Source organism: Agrobacterium fabrum str. C58, from assembly GCF_000092025.1.
Classification (GTDB): domain Bacteria; phylum Pseudomonadota; class Alphaproteobacteria; order Rhizobiales; family Rhizobiaceae; genus Agrobacterium; species Agrobacterium fabrum.
Window position 1 is genome coordinate 1,307,501 of sequence record NC_003063.2, and the last position, 23,328, is coordinate 1,330,828.

Sequence of the window (23,328 nt, forward strand, 5' to 3'; positions counted from 1 at the left end):
CAAGTACCGTGAGGGAAAGGTGAAAAGCACCCCGACGAGGGGAGTGAAATAGAACCTGAAACCGGATGCCTACAAACAGTCGGAGCCCGCAAGGGTGACGGCGTACCTTTTGTATAATGGGTCAACGACTTAGTGTAACTAGCAAGCTTAAGCCGGTAGGTGTAGGCGCAGCGAAAGCGAGTCTGAATAGGGCGATTTAGTTAGTTGCATTAGACCCGAAACCGAGTGATCTAGCCATGAGCAGGCTGAAGGTTGGGTAACACCAACTGGAGGGCCGAACCCGTATCTGTTGCAATAGATTGGGATGACTTGTGGCTAGGGGTGAAAGGCCAATCAAACTCGGAAATAGCTGGTTCTCCGCGAAATCTATTTAGGTAGAGCGTCGACCGAATACCCTCGGGGGTAGAGCACTGGATGGGCTATGGGGACTCACCGTCTTACTGATCCTAACCAAACTCCGAATACCGAGGAGTACTAGTCGGCAGACACACGGCGGGTGCTAACGTCCGTCGTGAAAAGGGCAACAACCCTGACCTCCAGCTAAGGTCCCCAAGTCATGGCTAAGTGGGAAAGGATGTGAGGATCCCAAAACAACCAGGATGTTGGCTTAGAAGCAGCCATCATTTAAAGAAAGCGTAACAGCTCACTGGTCTAAATAAGGGTCTTTGCGCCGAAAATGTAACGGGGCTAAAGCCATGCACCGAAGCTGAGGATTTGCACTTTGTGCAAGTGGTAGCGGAGCGTTCCGTAAGTCTGTGAAGGCGGACCCGTGAGGGCTGCTGGAGATATCGGAAGTGCGAATGTTGACATGAGTAACGATAAAGGGAGTGAGAGACTCCCTCGCCGAAAGACCAAGGGTTCCTGCTTAAAGTTAATCTGAGCAGGGTTAGCCGGCCCCTAAGACGAGGCGGACACGCGTAGTCGATGGGAACCACGTTAATATTCGTGGGCCTGGTGGTAGTGACGGATCTCGTGTGTTGTACATTCTTACTGGATTGAATGTGCGGCGAAGAGGTTCCAGGAAATAGCTCCACCGTATAGACCGTACCCGAAACCGACACAGGTGGTCAGGTAGAGTATACCAAGGCGCTTGAGAGAACTATGTTGAAGGAACTCGGCAAATTGCACGCGTAACTTCGGAAGAAGCGTGACCCTTTTGTACGCAAGTATGATGGGGTGGCACAGACCAGGGGGTAGCGACTGTTTATCAAAAACACAGGGCTCTGCGAAGTAGCAATACGACGTATAGGGTCTGACGCCTGCCCGGTGCTGGAAGGTTAAAGGGAGGGGTGCAAGCTCTGAACTGAAGCCCCAGTAAACGGCGGCCGTAACTATAACGGTCCTAAGGTAGCGAAATTCCTTGTCGGGTAAGTTCCGACCTGCACGAATGGCGTAACGACTTCCCCGCTGTCTCCAACATAGACTCAGTGAAATTGAATTCCCCGTGAAGATGCGGGGTTCCTGCGGTCAGACGGAAAGACCCCGTGCACCTTTACTATAGCTTTACACTGGCATTCGCCAAGGCATGTGTAGGATAGGTGGTAGGCTTTGAAGCATGGACGCCAGTTCGTGTGGAGCCATCCTTGAAATACCACCCTTATCTTCGTGGATGTCTAACCGCGGTCCGTTATCCGGATCCGGGACAGTGTATGGTGGGTAGTTTGACTGGGGCGGTCGCCTCCGAAAGAGTAACGGAGGCGCGCGATGGTGGGCTCAGACCGGTCGGAAATCGGTCGTCGAGTGCAATGGCATAAGCCCGCCTGACTGCGAGACTGACAAGTCGAGCAGAGACGAAAGTCGGTCATAGTGATCCGGTGGTCCCGTGTGGAAGGGCCATCGCTCAACGGATAAAAGGTACGCCGGGGATAACAGGCTGATGACCCCCAAGAGTCCATATCGACGGGGTTGTTTGGCACCTCGATGTCGACTCATCGCATCCTGGGGCTGGAGCAGGTCCCAAGGGTATGGCTGTTCGCCATTTAAAGCGGTACGTGAGTTGGGTTCAGAACGTCGTGAGACAGTTCGGTCCCTATCTGCCGTGGGTGTAGGAATATTGACAGGATCTGTCCCTAGTACGAGAGGACCGGGATGGACGTATCTCTGGTGGATCTGTTGTCCTGCCAAGGGCATAGCAGAGTAGCTATATACGGAATGGATAACCGCTGAAGGCATCTAAGCGGGAAACCAACCTGAAAACGAGTGTTCCCTATCAGAGCCGTGGAAGACGACCACGTTGATAGGACGGGTGTGGAAGCACAGCAATGTGTGAAGCTTACCGTTACTAATAGCTCGATCGACTTCTTCGTTCCCATTGATTATGTTCATCGAACAAAGGTCGATGACATCTGTTCTGTCTTCACGCTGACGTGGCCTTCGGCCACTACGCTGCAGACGGCGCGCCAAACGATTGGCGACGGACTAGCGTCCTGTATGGTTGCCATGCTCGATCTCGAGCAACGCAACATACGGAACAAGTCACAGAAAGACGTGTTAAATTAAATCAGACGAAAGTCTGCCAGCTTCTCGAAAACAACAGTCCATGTTAAAACATGAACAATGTTGCGTTTTGCCGACCTGGTGGTTATCGCGGGGCGGCTGCACCCGTTCCCATTCCGAACACGGCCGTGAAACGCCCCAGCGCCAATGGTACTTCGTCTCAAGACGCGGGAGAGTAGGTCGCTGCCAGGTCTGCAAAACGCAACTCAAAATCTTCTCAACTCACATACCTCGGCCCAGCCGACACCAAGGGCCGCTATCCAAGCGGCCTTTCGTCGTTTAAGGCAGAGCTTTAAAGAAAATGAAATGGCGTACAAAATCATGTGCGCCCCTTACAGGAGATAAATTGCTCCGCAATTTATCTCCGGCAAAGATCCGTCGTCGCTAAAGCAACGACGTAACCGCGACATTCGGCCTTGCCGAATGCGCTGGACGCGGGGTGGAGCAGCCCGGTAGCTCGTCAGGCTCATAACCTGAAGGCCGCAGGTTCAAATCCTGCCCCCGCAACCAAAGTTTACACCCAATATCAAAGGGCTCCGAGGAAACTCGGAGCCCTTTTTGCGTTCAGAACGCCTTGGAATATAAAACGCCAAGCTGAAGACGTTGCTTGCCGAGATGATGCTGGACAGCGCCATTTTGAAGGATGTTGCTTCAAAAAATGGTAACGCATGGCGCGAGGGGCCGTGCGTGTTCAATCCCGGTGATGATCGGTCGAGCGTGGATGTGGATCACGGCAAAACGGAAAAATGGATCAAACTCACATGAAAAATAACAGCATCGTCGTATGATGCTCTCAACGTCCGAAAGCGTTGGGAGCATCTCGCCCTTGGGAGGTTATTTCCAGCTGGCCAGCAGGTTTTCGAGCAAAGCGCGGTCAGGCGCATCCAAGCGCACGAGCCCAGGGGCGCGCACCGGACCGACGGCGAGCCCCATGATTTCCATAGCTTCTTTCACTACAGTCACATTGGCGCCGTTTCGGTAGCGCGTGCGCAGCCGCTCGAACAATTCGATCTTCTCAACGATCTTTCGGGCGCTGTCGAAATCGCCTGCCATGAGAGCCTCGTGTACCTGCATTGAAAAATGCGGGGCGACATTAACGAGACCGGAGGTGAAGCCACGCGCTCCGACTGCGGCGAAGGCTGGGGCCCAGCTTTCTGCAAGGCCGCAAATATACAAGGCTCCGTCTGCGTCGGAGGCGGCGATGGCGCGCGACAGCAGCATGATATCTGTCGTGGCGAATTTGATGCCCGCGACATTTGGATGGCTGGAGAGCCTCACCATATCGTCCACCGCAAATCCATCGGCCCGTACATAGGCGACAAGAGGAAGCGCGCTGTCTTCAGCCAGCCCCAGGAAATAGGCGATTTGAGATTGAGGAGCGGCGAACGGATCAACCGGTTGGTGAGACATCACTGCGGATGCGCCGAGTTCCTTTGCGGTCCGCGCCATCGCAATTGCTTCGCGCTGCGAGCGTCCAATGGCTGCGGTGACGGGAGCAATGCCGTCCACGCCTTTGATTGCGGCCTCGTAAACCGTCAGGATTTCAGCGGGCGTCAACGCGTAAAACTCGCCTGTATTGCCAGCCGCGACGATGTTGTGAATGCCGGCCCTGGCCACACGGGCGTAGGCCTCGGCGGTGATGTCGAAACTGATCTCTCCATCGGCGTCATATGCCGTAACGGGAACGCCGGAGATGCCGTGCAGCGCCTGGCGAATATCAAATGTCGTCATTAATCGGTCTCCCGTGGAGTAAAATCTATCGTCAGAGGGGGAATTTGTGAATCGGGGCGCCAGCAACAGGCGCGTCGAAAGCAACCAATGTTCCTGATGTCGCGACGCCGTTTGTGTCTGTCACAAGGCTGGTAACGTAGAGTGTCTTGAGTTCGGGACCGCCGAAGCAGGGCATGGTCGGACCCTTGAATGGCATCTTGTAGATTTCAAACAATTCGCCATCGGGGGTGAAGCGGTTCAATCTGCCCGCCTGCACACCGGCACTCCAGTAACAACCTTCGCTGTCTGTCGCAGCACCATCCGGCCTGCCTTCGTCCGGCTGAAAATCATGGAGGCGTTTGGCGGGCCCAAGCCTGCCCGTTTGAACATCGAAGTCGAAAACCTGAAGCAGCAGCCCGCTGCTATCTGAATGGTACATCCGTGTCTCGTCCGGGCTCCAGGCGAGACCGTTGGACGTCAACATATCGCCGTCTATGAAGCGCTCGACGTGACCGCTGGAAGAAACGCGATAGAGGCGAGCATTGCCGGTGGGAACGTCTGCCTCATCTCTTGTGCCCACCCAGAAGTGACCATCTGGGCCAACCTTTCCATCATTCAACCGGCTGTCGGCTCTCCCCTCATCGGGATCGCAGAGAAGCTCGAGTTCACCATTCTGCGGATTGAGCAGATGAACGCCTGTCTTCAATGCCGCGACGATCAGGTTACTTTGGCAGAGGCCAAGACAGCCGATCTGTGCCGGCATGTCGAAACGCTGGAGTTTTCCGCTTGGTGATAGGCAAAAAATTGCAGGCGCCAGAATGTCCACGAACCACAGGTCGCCGGTTCGCTCGTCCCATGTCGGAGACTCGCCCACCCGCAGCGGTGTGTCGATAAGTGTGCGAATTGCAGGCTCTATAATGCGCGGCTGGCTCACGAATTCTCCTCCATCATCCGTGTGGCGTCGATCAGTCAGAAGTTCAGGTTCCTCCCTCACCGCCCACGCCTTTGAACATTCTGGCACGCGCTTTCAGGATGTGGTCCTTCATCGCGTCATGGGCGGCCTGCTCCCGTCGCTCGAATACGGCCTCAACGATTGCGGTATGCTCGTTCTGCACGTCACGAACATGTTGAGGCGTGCGTTTGAGGCTAAGGCTGCGCGTTACGGATTGTCCGATTGCAAAGTGGGGCTTGAACCAGGTGCGAACCGTGATGTGAAACTGGTTGTGGCTGGCTCTGGCGATGGCGTCGTGCAGGGCAAAGTCCTCCTCCGCGCCGAGATCACCCCGCTCGAGGCAGAGTTCCAGCGCTGCGAGCGCCTGCTCGATTCGCGACCTGTCTGCGGGCTGCCAGTTTCTTGCCGCCAGTTCTGCGGCAGAGGCTTCGAGGCCAGACCTGAATTCGAAGAAGCGCTGTACGTCGGCGAGCGAACCGACAGGTACTTGTTGCAGAACGGAGGAATCGGGCTGCTGGCGAACATAGGAGCCAGAACCTTTTTGAGACACGATAAGGCCATCGTTGCGCAATCTCTCCAGCGCCTCGCGGACCACTGGACGCGATGCGCCCAACATCGACGCCAGGCTTTGTTCGGATGGCAGCCGCTCGTTAAGCGGGAAACGGCCATCGCTGATCATGCCGACGATCTTCTCGTACACGATGTCGCTCAGCCGCGTCTCGCTCCTGGAGGGAGCGGATGTTGTCAGATTATCCATCTGCGCCCTCTCGTCGCAAATCGCTGAATCTTTTCAGCATTTCATTTCACATCGTATCAAGTGCGTCTCTACAGGCGCGCTGGAAGCTGATCAACTCCCAACCGCGAACGGGGCATCTGATTGCGAAAACTCCATCCATGAATAAAAAATATGTAAAAATCTGTCAATACTTGTAATCATCTGAAAACACCCATATGGTCACCGTGCCGATGGAGGATCGGCACGTGGGTCGGCCAGGAGGGCTGAAGTAACGAGGTTCTGCACCTCGCTGCGACCTGCGATCTTTTGGGAGGAAATCGATCGATGCGCGATGGGGATGAAATCTCGCACGGCGTGACGCGCCGTACCTTTATTGCCGGGCTTGGAGGCGTTGCTGCGCTGTCTCTCGTCGGCACTTCGGCACAAGCTGCCGCCGGCAAGGAAGCGCCTGAATTGGCTGCCCTGGTCAAGGATGGAAAGTTACCACCTTTGGCCGATCGCCTGCCAAAGAACCCGATGGTGGTGACGCCGTTCGAGAAGGTCGGCACTTATGGCGGCACCCTGCGCCGTGGTCTTCGCGGGTCGTCGGACCATAACGGCATCCTGCGCATGGTCGGCAACCAGAGCCTTGTTCGCTGGAACATGGACTTCACCGAGGTCTTGCCGAACCTTGCGGAGAAATGGGAAGTCAGTCCTGACGCGTCCGAGTTCACCTTCCATCTGATTGAGGGCGCGAAGTGGTCTGACGGCCATCCGTTCACTGCCGATGACGTGGTCTTCGCGATCGAAGACTGCATCAAGAACAAGGAGCTTTACAGCGCCACTCCGGCGCAGTTGTCCGTGGCAGGCAAGGCCGTCGACGTATCAAAGGTCGATGATTTTACGGTAAAGTTCAAGTTTGCGGCACCGAACGCGCTGTATCTCGAAAATCTTGCGACCCCGCTTGGCCAGCACCCCACGCTGTTCCCCAAGCATTATTGCAGCAAGTTCCTGCCCAAATACAATGCGGCTCTCGATGCAGAGGTCAAGGCGGCCGGTGTTTCCAGCTGGACCGAACTTTTCCGTGCCAAATGCGGCGATATCGAAATCCCGTCCCGTTGGTCAAATGTCGACAAGCCGACGCTCGATCCGTGGGTCGTCAAGGAGCCTTATTCCGGCGGCGCGACGCGTGTTGTCATGACCCGCAACCCATACTTTTGGCAGGTTGATACGGATGGCAACCAGTTGCCCTATATCAACGAGATCAATTTCGGCATCTCGCAGGATGTCGAATCCCTGATGCTCAACGTGATTTCGGGCAAGATCGATATTCAGGAACGCCACATCAGCGTGCTCGCCAACAAGCCGACGCTTTCCCAGAACATGGAGAAGGGCAATTACCGGCTGATGACGCTGGTTCCGTCTGCTGCCCAGCAATGCCAGATTTATCTGAACATCACCCATAAAGATCCTGCCATGCGCAAGATGTTTGCGGACAAATCCTTCCGGCAGGCCCTGTCGCTGGGGCTTAATCGCCAGGAGATCATCGAGATCGTATATTTCGGCCAGAGCGAAGCCTATCAGACCGGCCCGCGCCCGACGCATCCATGGTATCATGAGAAACTGGCGCGGCAGAGCACCGAGTTTGATGCCGACAAGGCCAACGAGCTTCTCGACAAGGCTGGATACGACAAGAAGAACGGCAATGGAATTCGCCTGCGTCCCGATGGTCAACCGATCTTCTTCTCAATCGATGTCATTCCAACGCTTTATCCCGATCTCGTCGACACGCTGGAACTGGTGAAGGCGCAGTGGGCGCAGATCGGCGTCGATATCAAGGTCAACACCATCGAACGGGCTCTGTATTACACGCGTGGTGACGACAATGCCCACGATGCGGCTGTCTGGCCAGGTCCGGGTGGACTGGACCCGATGCTCGATCCGCGCGACTTCTTCGCCTTCCATCCACAAGGGTCGCGTTACGCCATTCCGTGGGCGCTCTGGTATACGTCCAACGGCCAGAAGGGCGAGGAGCCGCCGGAAAGCCAGAAGAAGCGGTTCAAGCTTTTCGATGAAGCGCGCTCGACTGCCGATATCGCCAAGCGTGGCGAATTCATGAAGCAGATTTTCGATATCGCGGCGGAAGAATTCGAAACGATTGGCGTCTGCCTGGCTGTTGGCGGTTTCGGCATCATCAGGAACAATCTTCACAATGTTCCGGAAAAGGAACCAGACAGCTGGTCCTGGCCGAACCCCGGTCCGGCGCTGCCGCAGCAGTTCACCTTCACAAGCTAAACGACTGATGCGTGTCGCCGTTTGCGCGGCGACACTTTTCGATTGGGTCGAGTGGCAGATATTCGCGTTCGCCAGGCGGATATGCTGCAAAACGTGATTGTGAGAACGACATGTTGGTCTTCATCGTGAAACGGCTGCTATGGATGATCCCATCGCTGTTTGCCGTCAGCTTCCTTGCCTTCGTCCTTATTCAGTTGCCGCCAGGCGACTATGTGACGACCTATATCGCCACGCTTGCCGCTTCGAACGAAGTCATCGACCAGAACACCGCCGCGCAGTTGCGCGAACGTTTCGGCCTCGGCGATCCCATGATCATCCAGTACCTGAAATGGATATGGGGCATCATCAGCCGCGGTGATTTCGGCATATCCTTCGAGTGGCAGCAGCCGGTTTCCGGCCTGATCTGGGAGCGCATGGCGCTGACGCTCGTGCTGGCAATTGCAAGTCTGCTGGCCACATGGGCCATCGCGCTGCCTATCGGCGTCTTCTCCGCCGTGCGGAAATATTCCATCGGCGACTACATGTTCACCGCCTTCTCCTTCTTCGGACTTTCCATCCCGTCATTCCTGCTTGCGCTGGTTCTGATGTATGTCGCGGCGGTCGAATTCGGTGCGGATGTCGGCGGCCTCTTCTCGGCCCAGTTCGAAACTGCGCCGTGGAGCATCGCAAAGATGATCGACCTCATGGCGCATATCTGGTTGCCGGTCGCCATCCTTGCCATTTCCTCCACGGCCAGCCTCATCCGCGTCATGCGCGCCAATATGCTGGACGAATTGCCGAAACCCTATGTGACCACGGCCCGCGCCAAGGGCCTGTCGGAGTTTCGCCTGTTGACGAAATATCCTCTGAGAATTGCTCTCAACCCCTTCATTTCCACGATTGCATGGCTGTTACCCAACCTCATTTCGGGCTCTGTCGTCGTTGCCATCGTGCTCAACCTGCCCACCGCAGCGCCGCTTCTTTTGCAGTCGCTGATGGCGCAGGACATGTATCTCGCCGGGGCCTTCGTGCTCCTGATCTGCGCGTTGACGCTGATCGGATCGCTGATCAGCGACATTCTGCTGGCGCTGGTCGATCCCCGAATCCGTCTCGAATAGGAGGGCGTCATGGCCGATATTGCTGTAGCCACCACCATTCGCCCCGACCGCGCCGCCGTCGCATCGCAATGGCAACTCATCTGGTGGGCGTTCAAGCGTCACCGTCTGGCCATGGCCGCTCTCGTCGTGACCATTGCCATGTATGTCGTGGCCCTCGTGCCCGGCTTCTTTGCGATCAATGATCCGGTGCTGCAAAATGCCCGCGCGACGTTTTATCCGCCGCAACGGGTTCATTTGATCGACACGACGGATGGTTTCTCCGTCGGGCTGCATTATTACCCTCTCAAGCTGACCCGTAACCCCGAAACGCTGGCCGCCGTCTTCGTCGAAGACACGGGCAAGAAAATACCGATCCAGCTTTTTGGTCGCGGCTACGAATATTCCGTGCTTGGACTGTTCGACACCAACATCCATCTTCTGGCCTCCACCGATAAGACGCGACCGCTGTTTCTTTTCGGGGCTGACCGGCTTGGCCGCGATGTCTTCAGCCGTGTCGTGCAGGGTTCGCAGATTTCCCTGTCGATTGGTCTTGTCGGCGTGTTCTTTTCGCTGCTGCTCGGCGTCGTCTTGGGCGGTATTTCCGGGTATTATGGCGGGCGTATCGATTTCGTCATGCAGCGGGTAATCGATTTCGTCCTGTCGCTGCCCACCATCCCCATATGGCTGGCCATGGCGGCGGCGCTGCCGCAGGGCTGGCCCGCGACGCTTCAATATATGATGATCACCATCATCCTCTCCCTGACTGGCTGGGCGCAGCTTGCCCGCGTCGTGCGTGGCAGGTTCCTGTCGCTCAGAACGGAAGAGTTTGTCGCTGCTGCCAGATTGGACGGCGTACCCGAAGGGCGCATCATCTTCCGTCACATGCTGCCCAGCTTCTCCAGCCACATCATCGCATCCGTCACGCTGGCTGTACCCGCAATGATCCTCGCGGAAACGTCGCTGTCCTTCCTCGGTCTCGGCCTTCAGCCGCCAACGATTTCGTGGGGTGTGCTGCTGCGCGAGGCCCAGAACATCCGTTCGATTGCGACGGCTCCGTGGCTCTTCCTGCCCGGTGTTGCCGTTGTTGTTGCCGTCATGGCGCTGAACCTCCTCGGTGATGGTCTGCGCGATGCAGCCGACCCCTATAACAAGTGAGGGCCTTTATATGAGTGAAGTCGTCTCGATGAAGCCTGCAAAGCCCCTTCTTGAAGTTCGCAATCTCGTTACCGAATTTCCGTTGCGTACCGGCGTTTTTCGCGCCGTCAACGATATTTCTTTCTCGATAGAGCCTGGCAAGACGCTCTGCGTGGTGGGAGAAAGCGGCTCGGGCAAGTCAGTCACGGCCCGCTCCATCCTCCAGATCATCGATAGCCCCGGCTATATCACCTCCGGCTCGATCATCCTGAACAAGGCTGACGGTTCGTCAGTTGATCTGGCGAAACTGGACCCACGCGGGCGTGCCATCCGCGCTGTTCGCGGTGCCGATATCGCGATGATTTTCCAGGAGCCAATGTCGTCGCTTTCTCCAGTTCATACAGTCGGAGACCAGATTACCGAAGTTTTGCGGCTTCACCTGAAAATGAGTAAGGCACAGGCGAGGGCAGAGGCAATCGAGCTGCTGCGGCAGGTCGAAATTCCAAACCCGGAAAAGGCGCTAGACCGATACGCCTTCCAATATTCCGGCGGTATGCGCCAGCGCGCCATGATCGCGATGGCGCTTGCCTGCAAACCACAGCTCCTCATTGCCGACGAGCCGACGACGGCGCTCGACGTCACCACGCAGGCGGAAATTCTCGATCTGATATCGCGGCTGCAAAAGGCCCACGGTATGGCCGTGCTGTTCATCACGCACGATATGGGCGTCGTCGCTCAGATCGCTGATGATGTTCTTGTCATGCATCATGGCGTCGTGAAGGAATACGGGACAGTCGAGCAAATCTTCCACAAGCCGCAGGATCCCTATACGCGGATGCTGATCGGCTCGGTCCTCAAGCTGGAGCAGAAGGCCGAAATCCGCCTTGCCCGTCCGCCGCTTGATCAGACCGCAGCGCCGATACTGGAAGTCAAGGACCTGTCGATGCACTTTGGCGAGATGAAGGCGCTGGACGGTGTTTCGATAAAGCTCCTGCCCGGCGAGACCCTCGGCATCGTCGGCGAAAGCGGGTCGGGTAAGACAACCATGGGCCGCTCCATCATGCGCCTCTATGATCCGACGGCTGGCGAGATGCTTTATAGAAGAGCCGACGGCTCGGTTGTCGATTTGTCTAAGATAGAAGGAAAGGAACTGAAGGCGGCGCGCAGGGAGTTGCGCATGGTGTTCCAGGATCCTTTCGGGTCGCTCAATCCACGCATGACCGTCGCGCAGGTGATTGGAGAACCGCTGCTTGTCAACGGCATTGCCAAGGGCAAGGAACTGGAAGAGCGCGTCTGCTCCCTGATGGAGCAAGTGGGTCTGGATCCCAGTGGGCGTGAACGCTATCCGCACGCCTTTTCCGGTGGTCAGCGTCAGCGCATCGGGATTGCGCGAGCCATTACGCTGCGGCCCCGCATCATCGTTGCAGATGAGGCCACGTCGGCTCTGGACGTTTCCGTCCGGTTTCAGGTGCTGGATCTGCTCATGAAATTGCAGGACGAGTTGGGTCTCGCCTACATCTTCATCAGTCATGACATTGGCGTCATCCGATACATGTGCGACCGGGTCGGCGTCATGTATCGCGGCAAGCTGGTCGAGGTGGGGGAGGCCGAGAAGGTCTGCAACGCACCGGATCATCCCTACACCCAGGCATTGCTTTCCGCCATCCCACGGCCGGATCCGCGGGATCGCGACCGGACGAGGCGGTTCCGTTATGTCGAGCCGGCACCAATCAAAAATGGCGCTGCCGCCCAATGACCCCACATTTTCCATCTCCTTGAATTCATGAGGAAGACTGAGGCATGAAAATCGATCGCATGCGGGTGTTCGTCACCCGCGACAAGGACCGTCCCCGCGTCATCGTCGCATTGGATACCGATGACGGAATGACCGGCTGGGGGGAATGCTACAATCACGGACCCGATCTCGCCTTGCCGCCGGTTCTGGATTACCTCTACAACTTCCTCGCGGGGCAGGATCCGACGCGGGTAGAGTTTCTCTATAATCTGATGTTGCAGCAGAACCGCTTCCCGCCCGGCGCACTCGGCCTGTCGGCTATTTCAGCGCTGGATCATTGCCTGTGGGATCTGGCCGCCAAGGCTGTCGGGGTACCCGTTTACAAGTTGCTCGGCGGTGAGGTGAGGAATCGAATCAAGGTCTATGCGGGCGTCTATACCGCTCCGGATGCACCCGCCGCCAGAGATGAGTTCGACCGTCTCAATGAAGGCTGGGGCTTTTCTGCCTTCAAGCTCAGCCCGTGGCGTGTCGATATTCATGCGCATCGCTGGGGCGAAGTGGTGCGCAGCTCCGCGGAATATTTCCGTACGTTGCGCGAAACCGTTCGCGCCGATTATGACATCGCGTTTGATGCCCACGCCAAGATTTTCGAGCCCTCTGCCGCGCGGCAGCTTGGCAATGCGCTTGCGCCTTACGACCCGCTTTTCTACGAGGAGCCTCTTCGTCCTGAGAACATCGAGATGTACGGCGATCTCAAGCAGGGTTTGAATTGTACCCTTGCAACGGGCGAAAGCCTATACAATCGCAATGAGTTTCTCCGACTTCTTCAGGTGAAGGGCGCCGACATCATCCAGCCGGATATCTGCGTCGTCGGCGGTATCTCGGAAATGCGTCGCATCGCAACTCTTGCTGAAGCCCACTTCGTCAGCATTGCGCCGCATAATCCCATGGGGCCGTTGGCAACGGCAGTCAATGTTCACTTCTGCGCCGTCCAACAGAACTTCCGCATTCTGGAATACAGGCTGCCAAAGGGTCAGGTCTATGCTTACGGCGGCAACGATCTGGTGAAGGAAGAAGACGTCACGCGTTACGTCGTCGATCCCTATCTGCCAAGGGACGGTTATCTCGAACTGCGGCCGGATCGTCCCGGCTGGGGCGTCGAGATGGACGAAAAAGCCATGCAGGAAGACGGCTACGTTCACTGGCAACGCCGGGTACCCAAGCGGCCTGATGGTTCTTATGCCTTCGCCTGAAACGATCTTCATCGAAAGCGGACCGCTCTCGGCCCGCTTTCGCTCTGACTGGGGTGGACGGATGACCCACCTAGTGCACGCAGAGATGGGTGACATACTTGCACCCACGCAAGCGGACGTTTTCGAGCCCTATAACTGGCCGCGCGCTGGCGCCTACCCTCTAGTGCCCTATCATAATCGCGTCTACGGCGCTTCATTTGTTGAGAGCGGCAAGACGCATCGCCTTCTTCCACATCCGGCCCTGACGCCTGATGCGATGCACGGGCCGGCCCACCGCCGTCCTTGGCATGTGGCAAGTGCTGCCGAAGATCGCGTGACGCTGCAATTGAACTACGAAGCGGATGACGAATGGCCTTTCTCATTCGTCGCAGAACAACATTTTCGGCTTGAACCTGATCGCTTGATCGTCGAACTGTCGATAATCAACTCATCCGATGCTTCAGCGCCCGTGAGCCTTGGATGGCACCCGTATCTCGCCGTGCCTCTGTCGTCTCATGCGGAAACGGACGCCAGACTGGAGTATCCTCTTGACGCGCTGAACGTGCCAACCGGGAACGAGGCGCACCCGCGCTCCAGCCGCTCGATTCCGGCTGCCACCGGCTACACCTTGCATTTCCGCTACTGGTCCACGGCCACGGTAGAGCTCGACAAGGGAACGTTGCTGCTTGAGGCTGATCCAATATTTGAATATCTCGCTGTTCATCGAATGGAAAAGTATCTCTGCCTTGAGCCTGTTTCCATGGCAGCAGGTGCTTTGTGCTTACCGGAAACAGAACGGGAAAGCCGGGGGTTGAGAACCATTCTGCCGGAAGGCCGGCTTTCGGGTCGCATTTCTTTGTCTATTCGCGGCTGAGGAATCTGCCTAAATATAACACAAGTGAATCGATCGACGTATTATTGCAATAATTGTTTAAAATCGGGGCAGATCCGGCTCTTCGTATACTGCGGGGCGGTTGGATCTCAATGCATGTTCAATCCTGACTGGATAAAGCTTTCTTGCTCTATCGGGTCGAAGCCGGCGGGTGACGCCATCGATGGCTTATAGCCCGCAACTATTGCGGCTTCGCTCTGGACCATCGATCTGACTGTCGCGCGCAAGCACGAACATAGGCGGCATGCCGTGTCCCTGCTGCAGATCTGTCAAGGTTTCGTCGCGAAACGCCGTACCAAACAGAATGATGGCGTCGACCTGACGCTGGTCCGCGTGGAGAAGGGCGTTCACATGGTCAAAGTGACTGTTGATATTGATCAGCATCACCACCAAGCCTGCGGCCTGGAGCTTCTCGGTAAGAGCCTCAAGAAAAGGGAGTTTTTGCGGGTTGGAAAAGTCATCCACGAAGACGGTGACGCTATTGCAATTGACATCTCTTACGTCGGCCTCTGCGTCTCGGTGTCCTGCAGGTGACTCAATTCACCATCGCGAACATTCCAACGATGCGCCTTATGCGCTCTCCCCGGAACGCCGCTCTGATCCGGCCGTGGCGCTCAAGCTCTGCCAGTCCGTGTAAAGCAGCCCAGAAAGTTTCGGTTGTGATTTCAGGGTCGTCGCAAAACGGCTCAACGACCGCCATCATCGCTCCGAACGTGTCGCGCAGCACCTGGGGCGTGTCGGACTTGGCGAACCGAAGGCCGCTCGGCAGAACGAACATGGCTTCGTAGAGAGCTGGCCTTGCAAAGGCGAAATCAAGATAAGCCGTGGCGACGTCGTCAAGAGCCTCTGCTGGACTGGTATTTCGGCGGACAGAAGCCCGCAATGTCGGCCCAAGTTCTCCGAACCCTTCGAGCGCGACCGCCCCGACGATCGCGTCACGATTCTCAAAGTGGGCGTACAGGACGGGCTGACTGTATTCGATCTCCTGAGCGAGACGCCTGACCGTGACCGAAGCCCATCCATCCCGTTCGGCAAGCATTCTTGCCGCGGCGATGATCCGCTTCTCCCGATCAGCCCGTTCCCGCTCTTTGCGCTCGTTGATACCCATGCTTGCACCTTGGTCCGCTATCGAGCCCACACTAGCAATCAGGAATATTTATTGCAAGGATTGACAATATAGCAATGCTAGTTTTATGTTCGACGCTATAGCCAATGCGGCCATGCCGCCCTTGAGGTCTCCGAATGTCGAACCTGATATCGTTCTCGCTTGCAAATGCTGCGACGCTCGCCGCAGCTGCCGCCTTTCTCTTCGGAGGAGTTATCAACGCTACCGCTCGCAAACCCATCCGTGAAGAATTCGTCCGCCACGGATTCCCATGGTGGTGGTGCTGGGTAACGGCGCTCCTCGAATTTATGACGGCCGTTCTTCTTGTCCTTCGCCCGACATTCGCGATTGGCGCAGCGCTTGGGGTTTGCACCATGGTCGCCGCGATCTTCTCTGTCGTTAAAGCACGCGATTTCAGTCGCATCTCGCCGCCAGCAGTATTCCTGTTGCTGCTGCTGATCGCAGTCTTCGTCCAGTTCTCGTAGTCTAGACGGGAAGTCGTCGGTCTCACCACCAAATTGCAAAACATCGAACCGCGCCGAGTCCTGTCGGCGAGGTGAAAAAACACGGCCAAAGGAGCCAATCATGACCACCAACTCATCCTCAAACACCGTCGTCGTTTATCATTCCGGTTACGGCCATACCCACCGCATGGCAGAAGCCGTCGCCGAAGGAGCCGAAGCGACGCTTCATGCTATCGATGCAGAGGGTAACCTTTCCGAAGACGGATGGGCGGCACTTGATGCCGCCGACGCCATCATCTTCGGCACACCCACCTACATGGGCGGACCGAGCTGGCAGTTTAAGAAGTTCGCCGACGCATCCTCGAAGCCTTGGTTTTCCGCAAAATGGCAGGACAAGGTCTTCGGCGGCTTCACCAATAGCGCCAGTCTCAACGGCGACAAGCTCAATACCCTGCAATATTTAGTTCTTCTTGCGGGGCAGCATGGTGGCCTATGGGTGAGTCTTGGTATCAAGCCGTCGAACCTGAAATCGTCGGTGCGGAACGATGCAAATCGAATGGGTTCATATATCGCACCGATGGCGCAGTCGGATGCGGACGCGGCACCAGAGGAAATGTCTGTCGGCGATCTTGAAACCGCACGTCTCTACGGGGCGCGAGTGGCGAACGTCGCGCGACAGCACAAATCAACTGAACGGGTATGATATGGATTTTGGTAAATCCAATAAGTGCCTTCCGCGTTATGATGCGGAAGGCTTGGGTTCATAGCCTGAATGTCCGCCAAGGGCTGAATGCGGAAACGATTTCAGCAAAGCGCCGCCAATTCTGGACATTCGCGTAACATTTACACGCTCCCAAAAGCGGTCTTTTCGCTTATCATGCTGTCAACGACCGTTTAGGGGGTGGGTAACGGACTGAAAACTTTCGGACACGATACTCTAAAAGCGGACGGCCCGCGTCATTATCTGGGTCATTCAGAAGATGCCGTACCTCCCGCCCAGATAATCGCCAGCAGCGAGAATATCCCTGGAATGAGCAATCCCAAAACAGGGATGCCAGCGTCCCATGACAGGCTTGGACCAATCAACGATCGTAACGGAGGCTGCGAGGGCTCGACAATCCGTCACGGGCGCCTGCTCGGTCCTAACGTCGGCCGCTGAGTACAGCGAAACGCCATGCTTTGAAGCTGCAGTCAATTTCGCAAAATCCGGTATCGCGCATCCATTGCAACTGGTTTTCGAGCGGTGAGCAGCGATCATGGGACATGCGCTCGTGCGCTTTTGCGATTTCCACTTCGGCTACGCCCAGCCTTCTGACTTGCTGAAGCCAGGTACGAGCGTAGCGCGCTTCTACCTCGGGATCGTGGCCAAGGACCTGCTCGACGTTGACGAACAGGCCGCCCTCCGACAAGGCGCCCCGAATTTCACCGAAGAGGTGCTTTTTCCCGATGTCTTCCAGATGATGAATCGCCAATGCCGATATGATGAGATCCCACGGACCGCCGAGTTCGGTATTGGCCATGTCGGCCACAGCATAGGTGATGGCCGGATTACCATCGAAGCGTTTCCGGGCCTGCTCGAGCATCTTTTCGGAGGCATCGATGAGGTGGATCTGGGCATCGGGGTGGCGGGTCAGCAGCATGGCGGTGAAAAGGCCCGTGCCAGCGCCAAGATCGAGTACCCGCAGTTTCTCGGCGTCCCGCCAGTCGTCGATCAAGTCGAGTGCTGTGCCGTAAAACGCATCGAAACAGGGAATGAGGCCGCGCCGAAGGGCGTCGTAGCCGGATGCATCCCGATTGAAGACGGGTAAGGACAAAACGTTTATCGATGACATGGTGCGGTTCAACCTTTCGAGATGGTGATCTAGTTCGGCGTGGCGGCGGGGATCAGGCTCGGGTTCAATGAATAGGTCGCTATTGCTTCGCCGCTCGCCAGAATGTGGCCAGCCATGGATTTTTTCACGTCTTCGCCAGTGAACGGCCCGGAAAGGCCCAATGTCGGAACATCGAGTGCGAACACTTTAAGGGTGTAGTGGTGGATGCGCTGGTCGTTTATGGGCGGGCAGGGGCCGTCGTAACCGCCATAGGTGCCAGCCATGCCATCAGTTTTGGCCAGAAAACTGGTATAGACATTGGCGCCGCGCAGCCCGTGAGGCGTTACGCCGACCGGCTTACCGCCCGGCACGAGACCCTCGCTTTCTGCGCCTTCGCCGATGGACATGATACCGGCGGGAATATCGGCCAGCACCCAGTGAAAAACGCTGATCCGCGGCGCCTCGGCTGGAATTGTGGTGCCAGGTTTATTGATGAGGCTAAAATCCTGCGGTACGTCCGGATCGATCATCAGCAACGCGTAAGATCTGGTGCCCTCGGGGCCTGCCGACCATGAGACGCCGGGGCTCACGTCTTTGGACCCAATCCCGGGTGGGCAGAAGGTGGCTGCGTCTGCAAACCGGCCAGAGCTGTCAAGCGCTTCGATTTTCACGGACAGCGTGGAGTCTGCTGCCATGGGCGCCGTCGCCGAAAATATGGCGGCCACTGTAATGGCGGCCCATATGCTTTTATTCCCGATCATTGTTCATCTCGCTTGGTTGATTTCAGTCGAGCATAGGGAACGATGCCCGCGCGGATGGGCCAGATCTGATCAGAAATGAGCCTGAAGCGATCAGGCCGTTGGTTTTTTACGTGCCCTTCGAACGGTCGAAGGAGCCTGTCCGAAGGCATCCTGAAAGCGCCGCGAGAAGTGTGAACGTGAAGCATAGCCCGTAGCGGCGATTGCCTCGGCAACATCGGCATCCCGATCCGAGAGGATGAGATAAGCGGCTTGCATTCTTTCGGCGAGCAGCAGCGCGCGGAGTGATTGGTTTTCGTCCCGCAGTCGACGCCGCAGGGTGGCCTCTGACATCGACAGGGACGCGGCGACCGCAGCGGTGGACCACGCGTGATCGAGCCGGTGGCGGATCAAGAGCCGCACCGCCTCTGTGACTGAACCGTCGACATATTTGGGCATCAATGGCAGTGCACCCTGTTCGGCCAGGATAAGCAGAACCTCGAGGAGACGGTGGTCTACGACGCGCCGGGATTGGTCGAGCGGACCTGCCAGCACCTCGCCACTATGGATGATTGCCGAGCAGAGTGTTGGACTGATTGTGATGGAAGAGCCGAGGGGCACTTCGCGCACGATGAGTTGTGGCCAAAGGCGCGCCGCCTCAATGACCAGGGCACGAGAGAAGCGGACGAACAGGGCGCGATAGACGCCAGTGTCTGCATCTGGTTCGTTGACAACGTCGACCTCCGCACCGGCCGGCAGTACGAAGGCGTCACCGGCGTGGTAGATATTACATTCGGCGCCCCACAGCACTTCTTTGCGGCCTTCAATAACGATGACTAGGCCGGCGGCTGGCATGCTGAGCTCGGAAATCGTTTCCCGGTGACGGGCGACAAAGGCCGAGATGAACGGTGGGTCTTCGTTGTTGAGCAGTAAGCGCGTGTCGCGCTCGGCCAACGGGCGCAGTGCATCAACCAGACGCCGCCGCAGTGTTTTGTCGCTGTGGCGCATTGAACAAGCCATCTCGAAATTGGATCAGGCGTCATTGCTACGTCGAAATCAGGTGGCTGTCGATATGCCGCCGAAGGGCGCTGAAACGGGAAAGGCAATGTCTGATATTGGCGATCTTTTTTTAAGGGTTCCAACGTTTGAGATCGGGTCGGTTCCGGTAGATCTGCAATGCGCCTTCATTTCGGCTGTTCACGCAGACCGGAAATTTCCCCCAAAGCAGCCGTACGCGTGTTTGGGCTCAATGTCGTGGGTGGGCCAAAACCGGGCTTTCCTCGTTAGAGTGTGCTAAAACTATGGAGTTCGGGGGAGACGACCGATATTCATGTTACCGATGAATTTGCTCAAGAAGACTTGGAGTAGTCATCCGCTGCTTTCAACATCCATTGCGGTCTTCTCACTCGGACGCAACTACGGCAGCTTCGGGCTCGGAAACGGTCATGGAGAACGGCCCCGCTCATGGCAGCTATTTTCATCCTTAGCCTCCAAGACTGGACCATCCGTTCACGGTCCCATCCAGGCCATTCCATAGAGTTATACTTTCGAAAAGCGCAACATTCATTTTTACGTCAACAAATGCGGATTCAAAATTGTCGAATATTATAATTCGCGGCATCCTGATCCGCACGACACAGAAGAGAGTGATGCCAGCGACAGTGGCATGTTAAGGTTTGAAAAAGACATGTTGTATACCGGAAACTGATTGCACGTCCGCGCCAGAGTCTTCGCCTATCTAGACTGTTTCTCCCGCAGCTTCTCCTTCATACCGGCCAGCAGGTAACTTAGCCCACTCTCGAACACGGCTTCGGTGTTGACCGTTCCAACCGTGGGGAAGCTTTCAAGAGCTTTTGCAAGCAGGGGGAACTGTGCGAGTTCTGCCATGATGTCGGTATTGGGCGAGTGTTGATCCATCCGATCCCGTTCGCGCTCTCCCTGTTCTTCGAGCACATAGCCGACCACATAGCGCGTGATGCAAATGGCGATCCCAAATGCCTCCTCTGCGGAAAATCCCGTCTCGACATAGAGCTGCAAGACGCTTTCCACATCGGCAAACTCGGCGACGGAAGGCCGTGTACCTGCGGTTAGCCGCGCGCCATCGCGCACGGTGAGCAAGGTCTTGCGAATGCTGCGGGCATTGGCCAGCGTGAACGTAATCCAATCCTGGCCGGGTTTGGGCAGGCGATCGCAGTGATAACGCAGCAGCATTTCGGAATTGATGGCGTCGAGCAATTCCGCCTTGTTGCGGAAGTGCCAGTAGAGCGCCGGCTGCTGGACGCCCAGCCGTTCCGCGAGCTTGCGGGTGGACAGCTTGTCTATTCCCACCTCGTTCAGGAGCCGCAGGGCCTCATCGACAATGCGATCACGTCCGATAGCCATGGATAGAATCCCTCTTGACTTATCATTGATAAGGGAGCTTATCGCCGATAAATTTATCACTGATAAAGCTTTATAGGGATGCCATACCATGAACAAGGCCCTTATCGTTATTCTCTCAACCGTTGCCCTCGACGCCATTGGCGCAGGCCTGATCTTCCCGATCCTGCCGGACATCTTGGTCGAGGTGACTGGCGGCGGCGACATCGGGTTCCTCTATGGGGTCATGCTGGGGGTATTCGCCGTCATGCAATTTGTGTTCTCGCCGATCCTTGGTGCGCTCAGCGACCGGTTCGGTCGGCGCCCGGTCTTGTTGCTTTCTTTGGCCGGTACCCTGCTTGATTACCTTGTTATGGCATTTTCCCCGCTCGGCTGGGTGCTCGTCGTCGGGCGGGCCATGGCGGGGATCACCAGCGCAAATATGGCGGTGGCAAGCGCCTACATCACTGACATCACCCCAGCCGAGCAGCGCGCGCAGCGGTTTGGCACGGTTGGTGCCGTGATGAGCCTGGGCTTTATCATCGGTCCCGTCATTGGTGGCGTCATTGGCGCCTGGTGGCTTCGGGCACCATTTCTTGTGGCAGCCCTGTTCAATGGCCTCAACCTGTTCGTCGCGCTGTTTGTTCTGCCGGAAAGCCGAAAGGCCGGTCCGGGCAAGTTTGCGTTCAAGGAACTTAACCCGTTGGCGCCATTGGTGTGGCTTTGGAATTTCAAGCCGCTCCTGCCACTTGTAACCGTCTCTGTCGTCTTCGGTCTGGTGGCCGCCATCCCGGGAACGATCTGGGTGCTCTATGGCGCCGAGCGGTTCGGATGGGATTCGGTGCATATGGGCCTGTCGCTATCGGTTTTCGGCGTCAGTGGCGCCCTGGCGCAGGCCTTTCTCGTCGGGCCGCTCTCGCGCCGCTTTGGTGATTTGGGCACGTTGATGATCGGCGTTGGCTTTGACATGCTGGCTTATATGCTGATGGCCTTCGCCAACCAGAGCTGGATGGGCTACGCGGTAGCGCCCCTGTTTGCATTGGGCGGCGTTGCCATGCCGGCGCTGCAATCTCTGGTAACCAGCCGCGTGAGCGATGATCAGCAGGGCCAGTTGCAGGGCGTGCTCGCCAGCCTCATGAGCCTGGCGGGTATAATAGGGCCGGTGCTGACCACCGCAGTGTTCTTTTCCACCAAAAGCATCTGGATCGGGACGATCTGGCTGGTGGGTGCCGCACTTTATCTTCTCGCCTTGCCGCTGTTCGCAACGGTGAAAACCCCGAAGGCTGTGGCGGCTTAAAGACTCCGGACGTCATGCGCCTCGTGTTTATCTTCGCCGCCGATTTGATGTCATCGCTTCGAATCAAACAGGTACGAGCGTTGAACTGGAAATCAGAACGCCAGTTCAACGGCATCTCCAAGCGACGCTTTTCGGCCGATCACGATTGCGAGCGCATATTAGCTATGGCTGGAAGGTCATGAAGGATCATGGCTGCCGCGCCGAAAGCCACGGTATCCGCAGCAGAGACTTCGGGCAAAAGAATTGCCGGCTGAAGAACTTTCGCACCCTCGAACGGATCGGAAACTGAAAAATCGAGCCAGGGGCATAATTGTTCCCGGATCATGCGGGGCAGGGAGCCCCCGACATATATTGCCTCAGGGGCCAGAACAGCGCTGAGGGAAAATCCCAGTCTGGCAGTTTCTGGCCCGGCCCGATTTATCCACGTATCTACAAGCTCTTGATTGCTGTTCAGATAGGTGTTCCAGGCGTCTGGCGACCGGTCTGACGGTACATTGCCGGAATGACCCGCGCAAAATTCAGCCAGGTCTTCAAAGGAGGGGCGCGTCAGGCCCCGTGCTCGCAATGCGCCTATTTCTCCGGCGTTACCGAAATTGCCGCGGTAAAGTTGTTTCCCAATGATAATACCGCCGCCAATACCCTCGGACAGATACAGGTAAACGAAGTTTTCGTGGTCAGCGGCGTTGCCAAGTGTCAGTTCGCCCATCACGGCAGCGTTGGCATCGTTTTCGATCCTGACCGCACAGCCCAAACCCTTTTGAAGGGAAGCAGCGAGGTCCGGTCCCGACCATGACACGACTTCCTGGGCGAGATCGAGAAAAGACGCGCCCTGACGAAAGCGAGTGGGCATCGCGATCCCCGCGCCGACCAGTACTTCGTCCTCCAGGTCAGCCTGTTGCAGCAACTTGGCCTTGCCCTCGATAATCTCTTCCCGAACGTCCTCAAACGTGTCGTAGCGCCCGGGGCAGCGTAATTCACCCAGGACGTCCCCGCAAAAATCAAGCAGGGTCAACGCAACAGAGAAGCGGTTGCAGTGAACCCCCAAGGCATACCCAACCGAAGGGTTCAGCTTGAGATTGATATGGGGGGCTCCACGTCCGGCCTGGCGCCTTTCTCCCTCAAGTATCACCCCCCGTTCAAGAAGGTCGCGCGTCATCATGCTGATGGCGGCGGCGGTGACGCCACACAGTTCGGCGATCTCGACACGGGATGCTGATCCTCTGCGACGCAGATATCGCAGCACGGCGACCTGCGTCGCTCCAATTCCCTCAAAAGGCGCATGTCTCATCGAAGTTTCCCCCACCACCCATGGCGATGTC

At 56.9% G+C, this 23,328-nt stretch carries 19 protein-coding genes, 1 tRNA gene, 2 rRNA genes and 2 pseudogenes (1 of these 24 running past the window's edge); 14 read left to right on the forward strand and 10 right to left on the reverse strand.

The genetic code is table 11. From position 1 onward, the window contains the following. The 4 genes from ATU_RS19555 to ATU_RS19570 all read left to right on the forward strand — a co-directional run. Positions 1 to 2,306: ribosomal RNA gene (locus ATU_RS19555) — 23S ribosomal RNA — on the forward strand (it extends 494 nt beyond the left edge of the window). A 267-nt stretch (positions 2,307 to 2,573) separates the two neighbouring features. Beyond that, positions 2,574 to 2,688 (forward strand): 5S ribosomal RNA (rrf, locus tag ATU_RS19560). 241 nt (positions 2,689 to 2,929) lie between these two features. Then, positions 2,930 to 3,006, forward strand: a tRNA-Met gene (locus tag ATU_RS19565). A 93-nt stretch (positions 3,007 to 3,099) separates the two neighbouring features. Next, a complete protein-coding gene (locus ATU_RS19570; RefSeq protein WP_155276040.1) occupies positions 3,100 to 3,261 on the forward strand; it encodes a hypothetical protein in 162 nt (53 codons plus the stop codon). 69 nt (positions 3,262 to 3,330) lie between these two features. Here ATU_RS19570 and ATU_RS19575 read toward each other — a convergent pair whose 3' ends face one another. Genes ATU_RS19575 through ATU_RS19585 form a run of 3 tightly spaced genes read right to left on the reverse strand, consistent with a single transcriptional unit; the run spans position 3,331 to position 5,915 of the window. Next, positions 3,331 to 4,227 (reverse strand): dihydrodipicolinate synthase family protein, encoded by an 897-nt coding sequence (locus ATU_RS19575; RefSeq protein ID WP_010973623.1) that lies wholly within the window; start codon positions 4,225 to 4,227, stop codon positions 3,331 to 3,333. 31 nt (positions 4,228 to 4,258) lie between these two features. Beyond that, a complete protein-coding gene (locus ATU_RS19580; protein WP_010973624.1) occupies positions 4,259 to 5,140 on the reverse strand; it encodes an SMP-30/gluconolactonase/LRE family protein in 882 nt (293 codons plus the stop codon). A 43-nt stretch (positions 5,141 to 5,183) separates the two neighbouring features. Then, positions 5,184 to 5,915 (reverse strand): FadR/GntR family transcriptional regulator, encoded by a 732-nt coding sequence (locus tag ATU_RS19585; RefSeq protein ID WP_010973625.1) that lies wholly within the window; start codon positions 5,913 to 5,915, stop codon positions 5,184 to 5,186. A gap of 303 nt (positions 5,916 to 6,218) precedes the next feature. Between ATU_RS19585 and ATU_RS19590 the strand changes: the two genes are divergently transcribed. The 6 genes from ATU_RS19590 (at position 6,219) to ATU_RS19615 (ending at position 14,219) form a co-directional block, all read left to right on the forward strand. Continuing rightward, the gene (locus ATU_RS19590; RefSeq protein WP_010973626.1) at positions 6,219 to 8,168 is read left to right on the forward strand and encodes an ABC transporter substrate-binding protein; all 1,950 of its coding nucleotides are present in this window, start codon (positions 6,219 to 6,221) and stop codon (positions 8,166 to 8,168) included. A 110-nt stretch (positions 8,169 to 8,278) separates the two neighbouring features. Continuing rightward, positions 8,279 to 9,265, forward strand: coding sequence for an ABC transporter permease (locus ATU_RS19595; protein ID WP_010973627.1), 987 nt, complete (start codon positions 8,279 to 8,281; stop codon positions 9,263 to 9,265). A 9-nt stretch (positions 9,266 to 9,274) separates the two neighbouring features. Further along, the gene (locus tag ATU_RS19600) at positions 9,275 to 10,399 is read left to right on the forward strand and encodes an ABC transporter permease (protein ID WP_006316066.1); all 1,125 of its coding nucleotides are present in this window, start codon (positions 9,275 to 9,277) and stop codon (positions 10,397 to 10,399) included. Positions 10,400 to 10,409: 10 nt separating this feature from the next. Next, a complete protein-coding gene (locus ATU_RS19605) occupies positions 10,410 to 12,134 on the forward strand; it encodes an ABC transporter ATP-binding protein (protein WP_035257864.1) in 1,725 nt (574 codons plus the stop codon). A gap of 44 nt (positions 12,135 to 12,178) precedes the next feature. Next, positions 12,179 to 13,366: a galactarate dehydratase gene (locus ATU_RS19610; RefSeq protein WP_010973629.1), complete on the forward strand. Its 1,188-nt coding sequence runs from the start codon at positions 12,179 to 12,181 to the stop codon at positions 13,364 to 13,366. Beyond that, the gene (locus ATU_RS19615) at positions 13,353 to 14,219 is read left to right on the forward strand and encodes an aldose 1-epimerase (protein ID WP_035257866.1); all 867 of its coding nucleotides are present in this window, start codon (positions 13,353 to 13,355) and stop codon (positions 14,217 to 14,219) included. Before ATU_RS19610 ends, ATU_RS19615 begins: the two co-directional genes overlap by 14 nt. Before the next feature lie 219 nt (positions 14,220 to 14,438). Here ATU_RS19615 and ATU_RS19620 read toward each other — a convergent pair. Further along, a pseudogene (locus ATU_RS19620) lies at positions 14,439 to 14,720 on the reverse strand (LacI family DNA-binding transcriptional regulator); the annotation flags it as partial. A gap of 52 nt (positions 14,721 to 14,772) precedes the next feature. Continuing rightward, positions 14,773 to 15,345 carry a TetR/AcrR family transcriptional regulator gene (locus ATU_RS19625; protein WP_010973632.1) on the reverse strand — a complete coding sequence of 191 codons (573 nt, stop codon included), beginning with the start codon at positions 15,343 to 15,345 and terminating at the stop codon, positions 14,773 to 14,775. 134 nt (positions 15,346 to 15,479) lie between these two features. Between ATU_RS19625 and ATU_RS19630 the strand changes: the two genes are divergently transcribed. Next, positions 15,480 to 15,827: a DoxX family protein gene (locus ATU_RS19630; RefSeq protein WP_035257867.1), complete on the forward strand. Its 348-nt coding sequence runs from the start codon at positions 15,480 to 15,482 to the stop codon at positions 15,825 to 15,827. Between the two features lie 100 nt (positions 15,828 to 15,927). After that, positions 15,928 to 16,509, forward strand: coding sequence for a flavodoxin family protein (locus ATU_RS19635; protein WP_010973634.1), 582 nt, complete (start codon positions 15,928 to 15,930; stop codon positions 16,507 to 16,509). A 439-nt stretch (positions 16,510 to 16,948) separates the two neighbouring features. Here ATU_RS19635 and ATU_RS19640 read toward each other — a convergent pair whose 3' ends face one another. The 3 genes from ATU_RS19640 to ATU_RS19650 form a co-directional block, all read right to left on the reverse strand. Then, positions 16,949 to 17,638 carry a class I SAM-dependent methyltransferase gene (locus tag ATU_RS19640; RefSeq protein ID WP_035257871.1) on the reverse strand — a complete coding sequence of 230 codons (690 nt, stop codon included), beginning with the start codon at positions 17,636 to 17,638 and terminating at the stop codon, positions 16,949 to 16,951. A 29-nt stretch (positions 17,639 to 17,667) separates the two neighbouring features. After that, positions 17,668 to 18,378, reverse strand: coding sequence for a YbhB/YbcL family Raf kinase inhibitor-like protein (locus ATU_RS19645; protein ID WP_010973636.1), 711 nt, complete (start codon positions 18,376 to 18,378; stop codon positions 17,668 to 17,670). 90 nt (positions 18,379 to 18,468) lie between these two features. After that, positions 18,469 to 19,362: a helix-turn-helix transcriptional regulator gene (locus ATU_RS19650; RefSeq protein WP_046033695.1), complete on the reverse strand. Its 894-nt coding sequence runs from the start codon at positions 19,360 to 19,362 to the stop codon at positions 18,469 to 18,471. Between the two features lie 538 nt (positions 19,363 to 19,900). Here ATU_RS19650 and ATU_RS26700 point away from each other — a divergent pair. Beyond that, positions 19,901 to 20,062, forward strand: a pseudogene (locus ATU_RS26700) (GNAT family N-acetyltransferase); the annotation flags it as partial. Between the two features lie 26 nt (positions 20,063 to 20,088). Here the strand turns inward: ATU_RS26700 and ATU_RS19655 are convergent. Then, positions 20,089 to 20,736 carry a TetR/AcrR family transcriptional regulator C-terminal domain-containing protein gene (locus tag ATU_RS19655; protein WP_010973638.1) on the reverse strand — a complete coding sequence of 216 codons (648 nt, stop codon included), beginning with the start codon at positions 20,734 to 20,736 and terminating at the stop codon, positions 20,089 to 20,091. Positions 20,737 to 20,824: 88 nt separating this feature from the next. Between ATU_RS19655 and tet(30) the strand changes: the two genes are divergently transcribed. Beyond that, positions 20,825 to 22,009 (forward strand): tetracycline efflux MFS transporter Tet(30), encoded by a 1,185-nt coding sequence (gene tet(30) / locus ATU_RS19660; RefSeq protein WP_010973639.1) that lies wholly within the window; start codon positions 20,825 to 20,827, stop codon positions 22,007 to 22,009. Between the two features lie 139 nt (positions 22,010 to 22,148). Here the strand turns inward: tet(30) and ATU_RS19665 are convergent, their stop codons facing one another. Then, positions 22,149 to 23,297 (reverse strand): ROK family transcriptional regulator, encoded by a 1,149-nt coding sequence (locus ATU_RS19665; RefSeq protein ID WP_010973640.1) that lies wholly within the window; start codon positions 23,295 to 23,297, stop codon positions 22,149 to 22,151. Positions 23,298 to 23,328 lie beyond the last annotated feature (31 nt).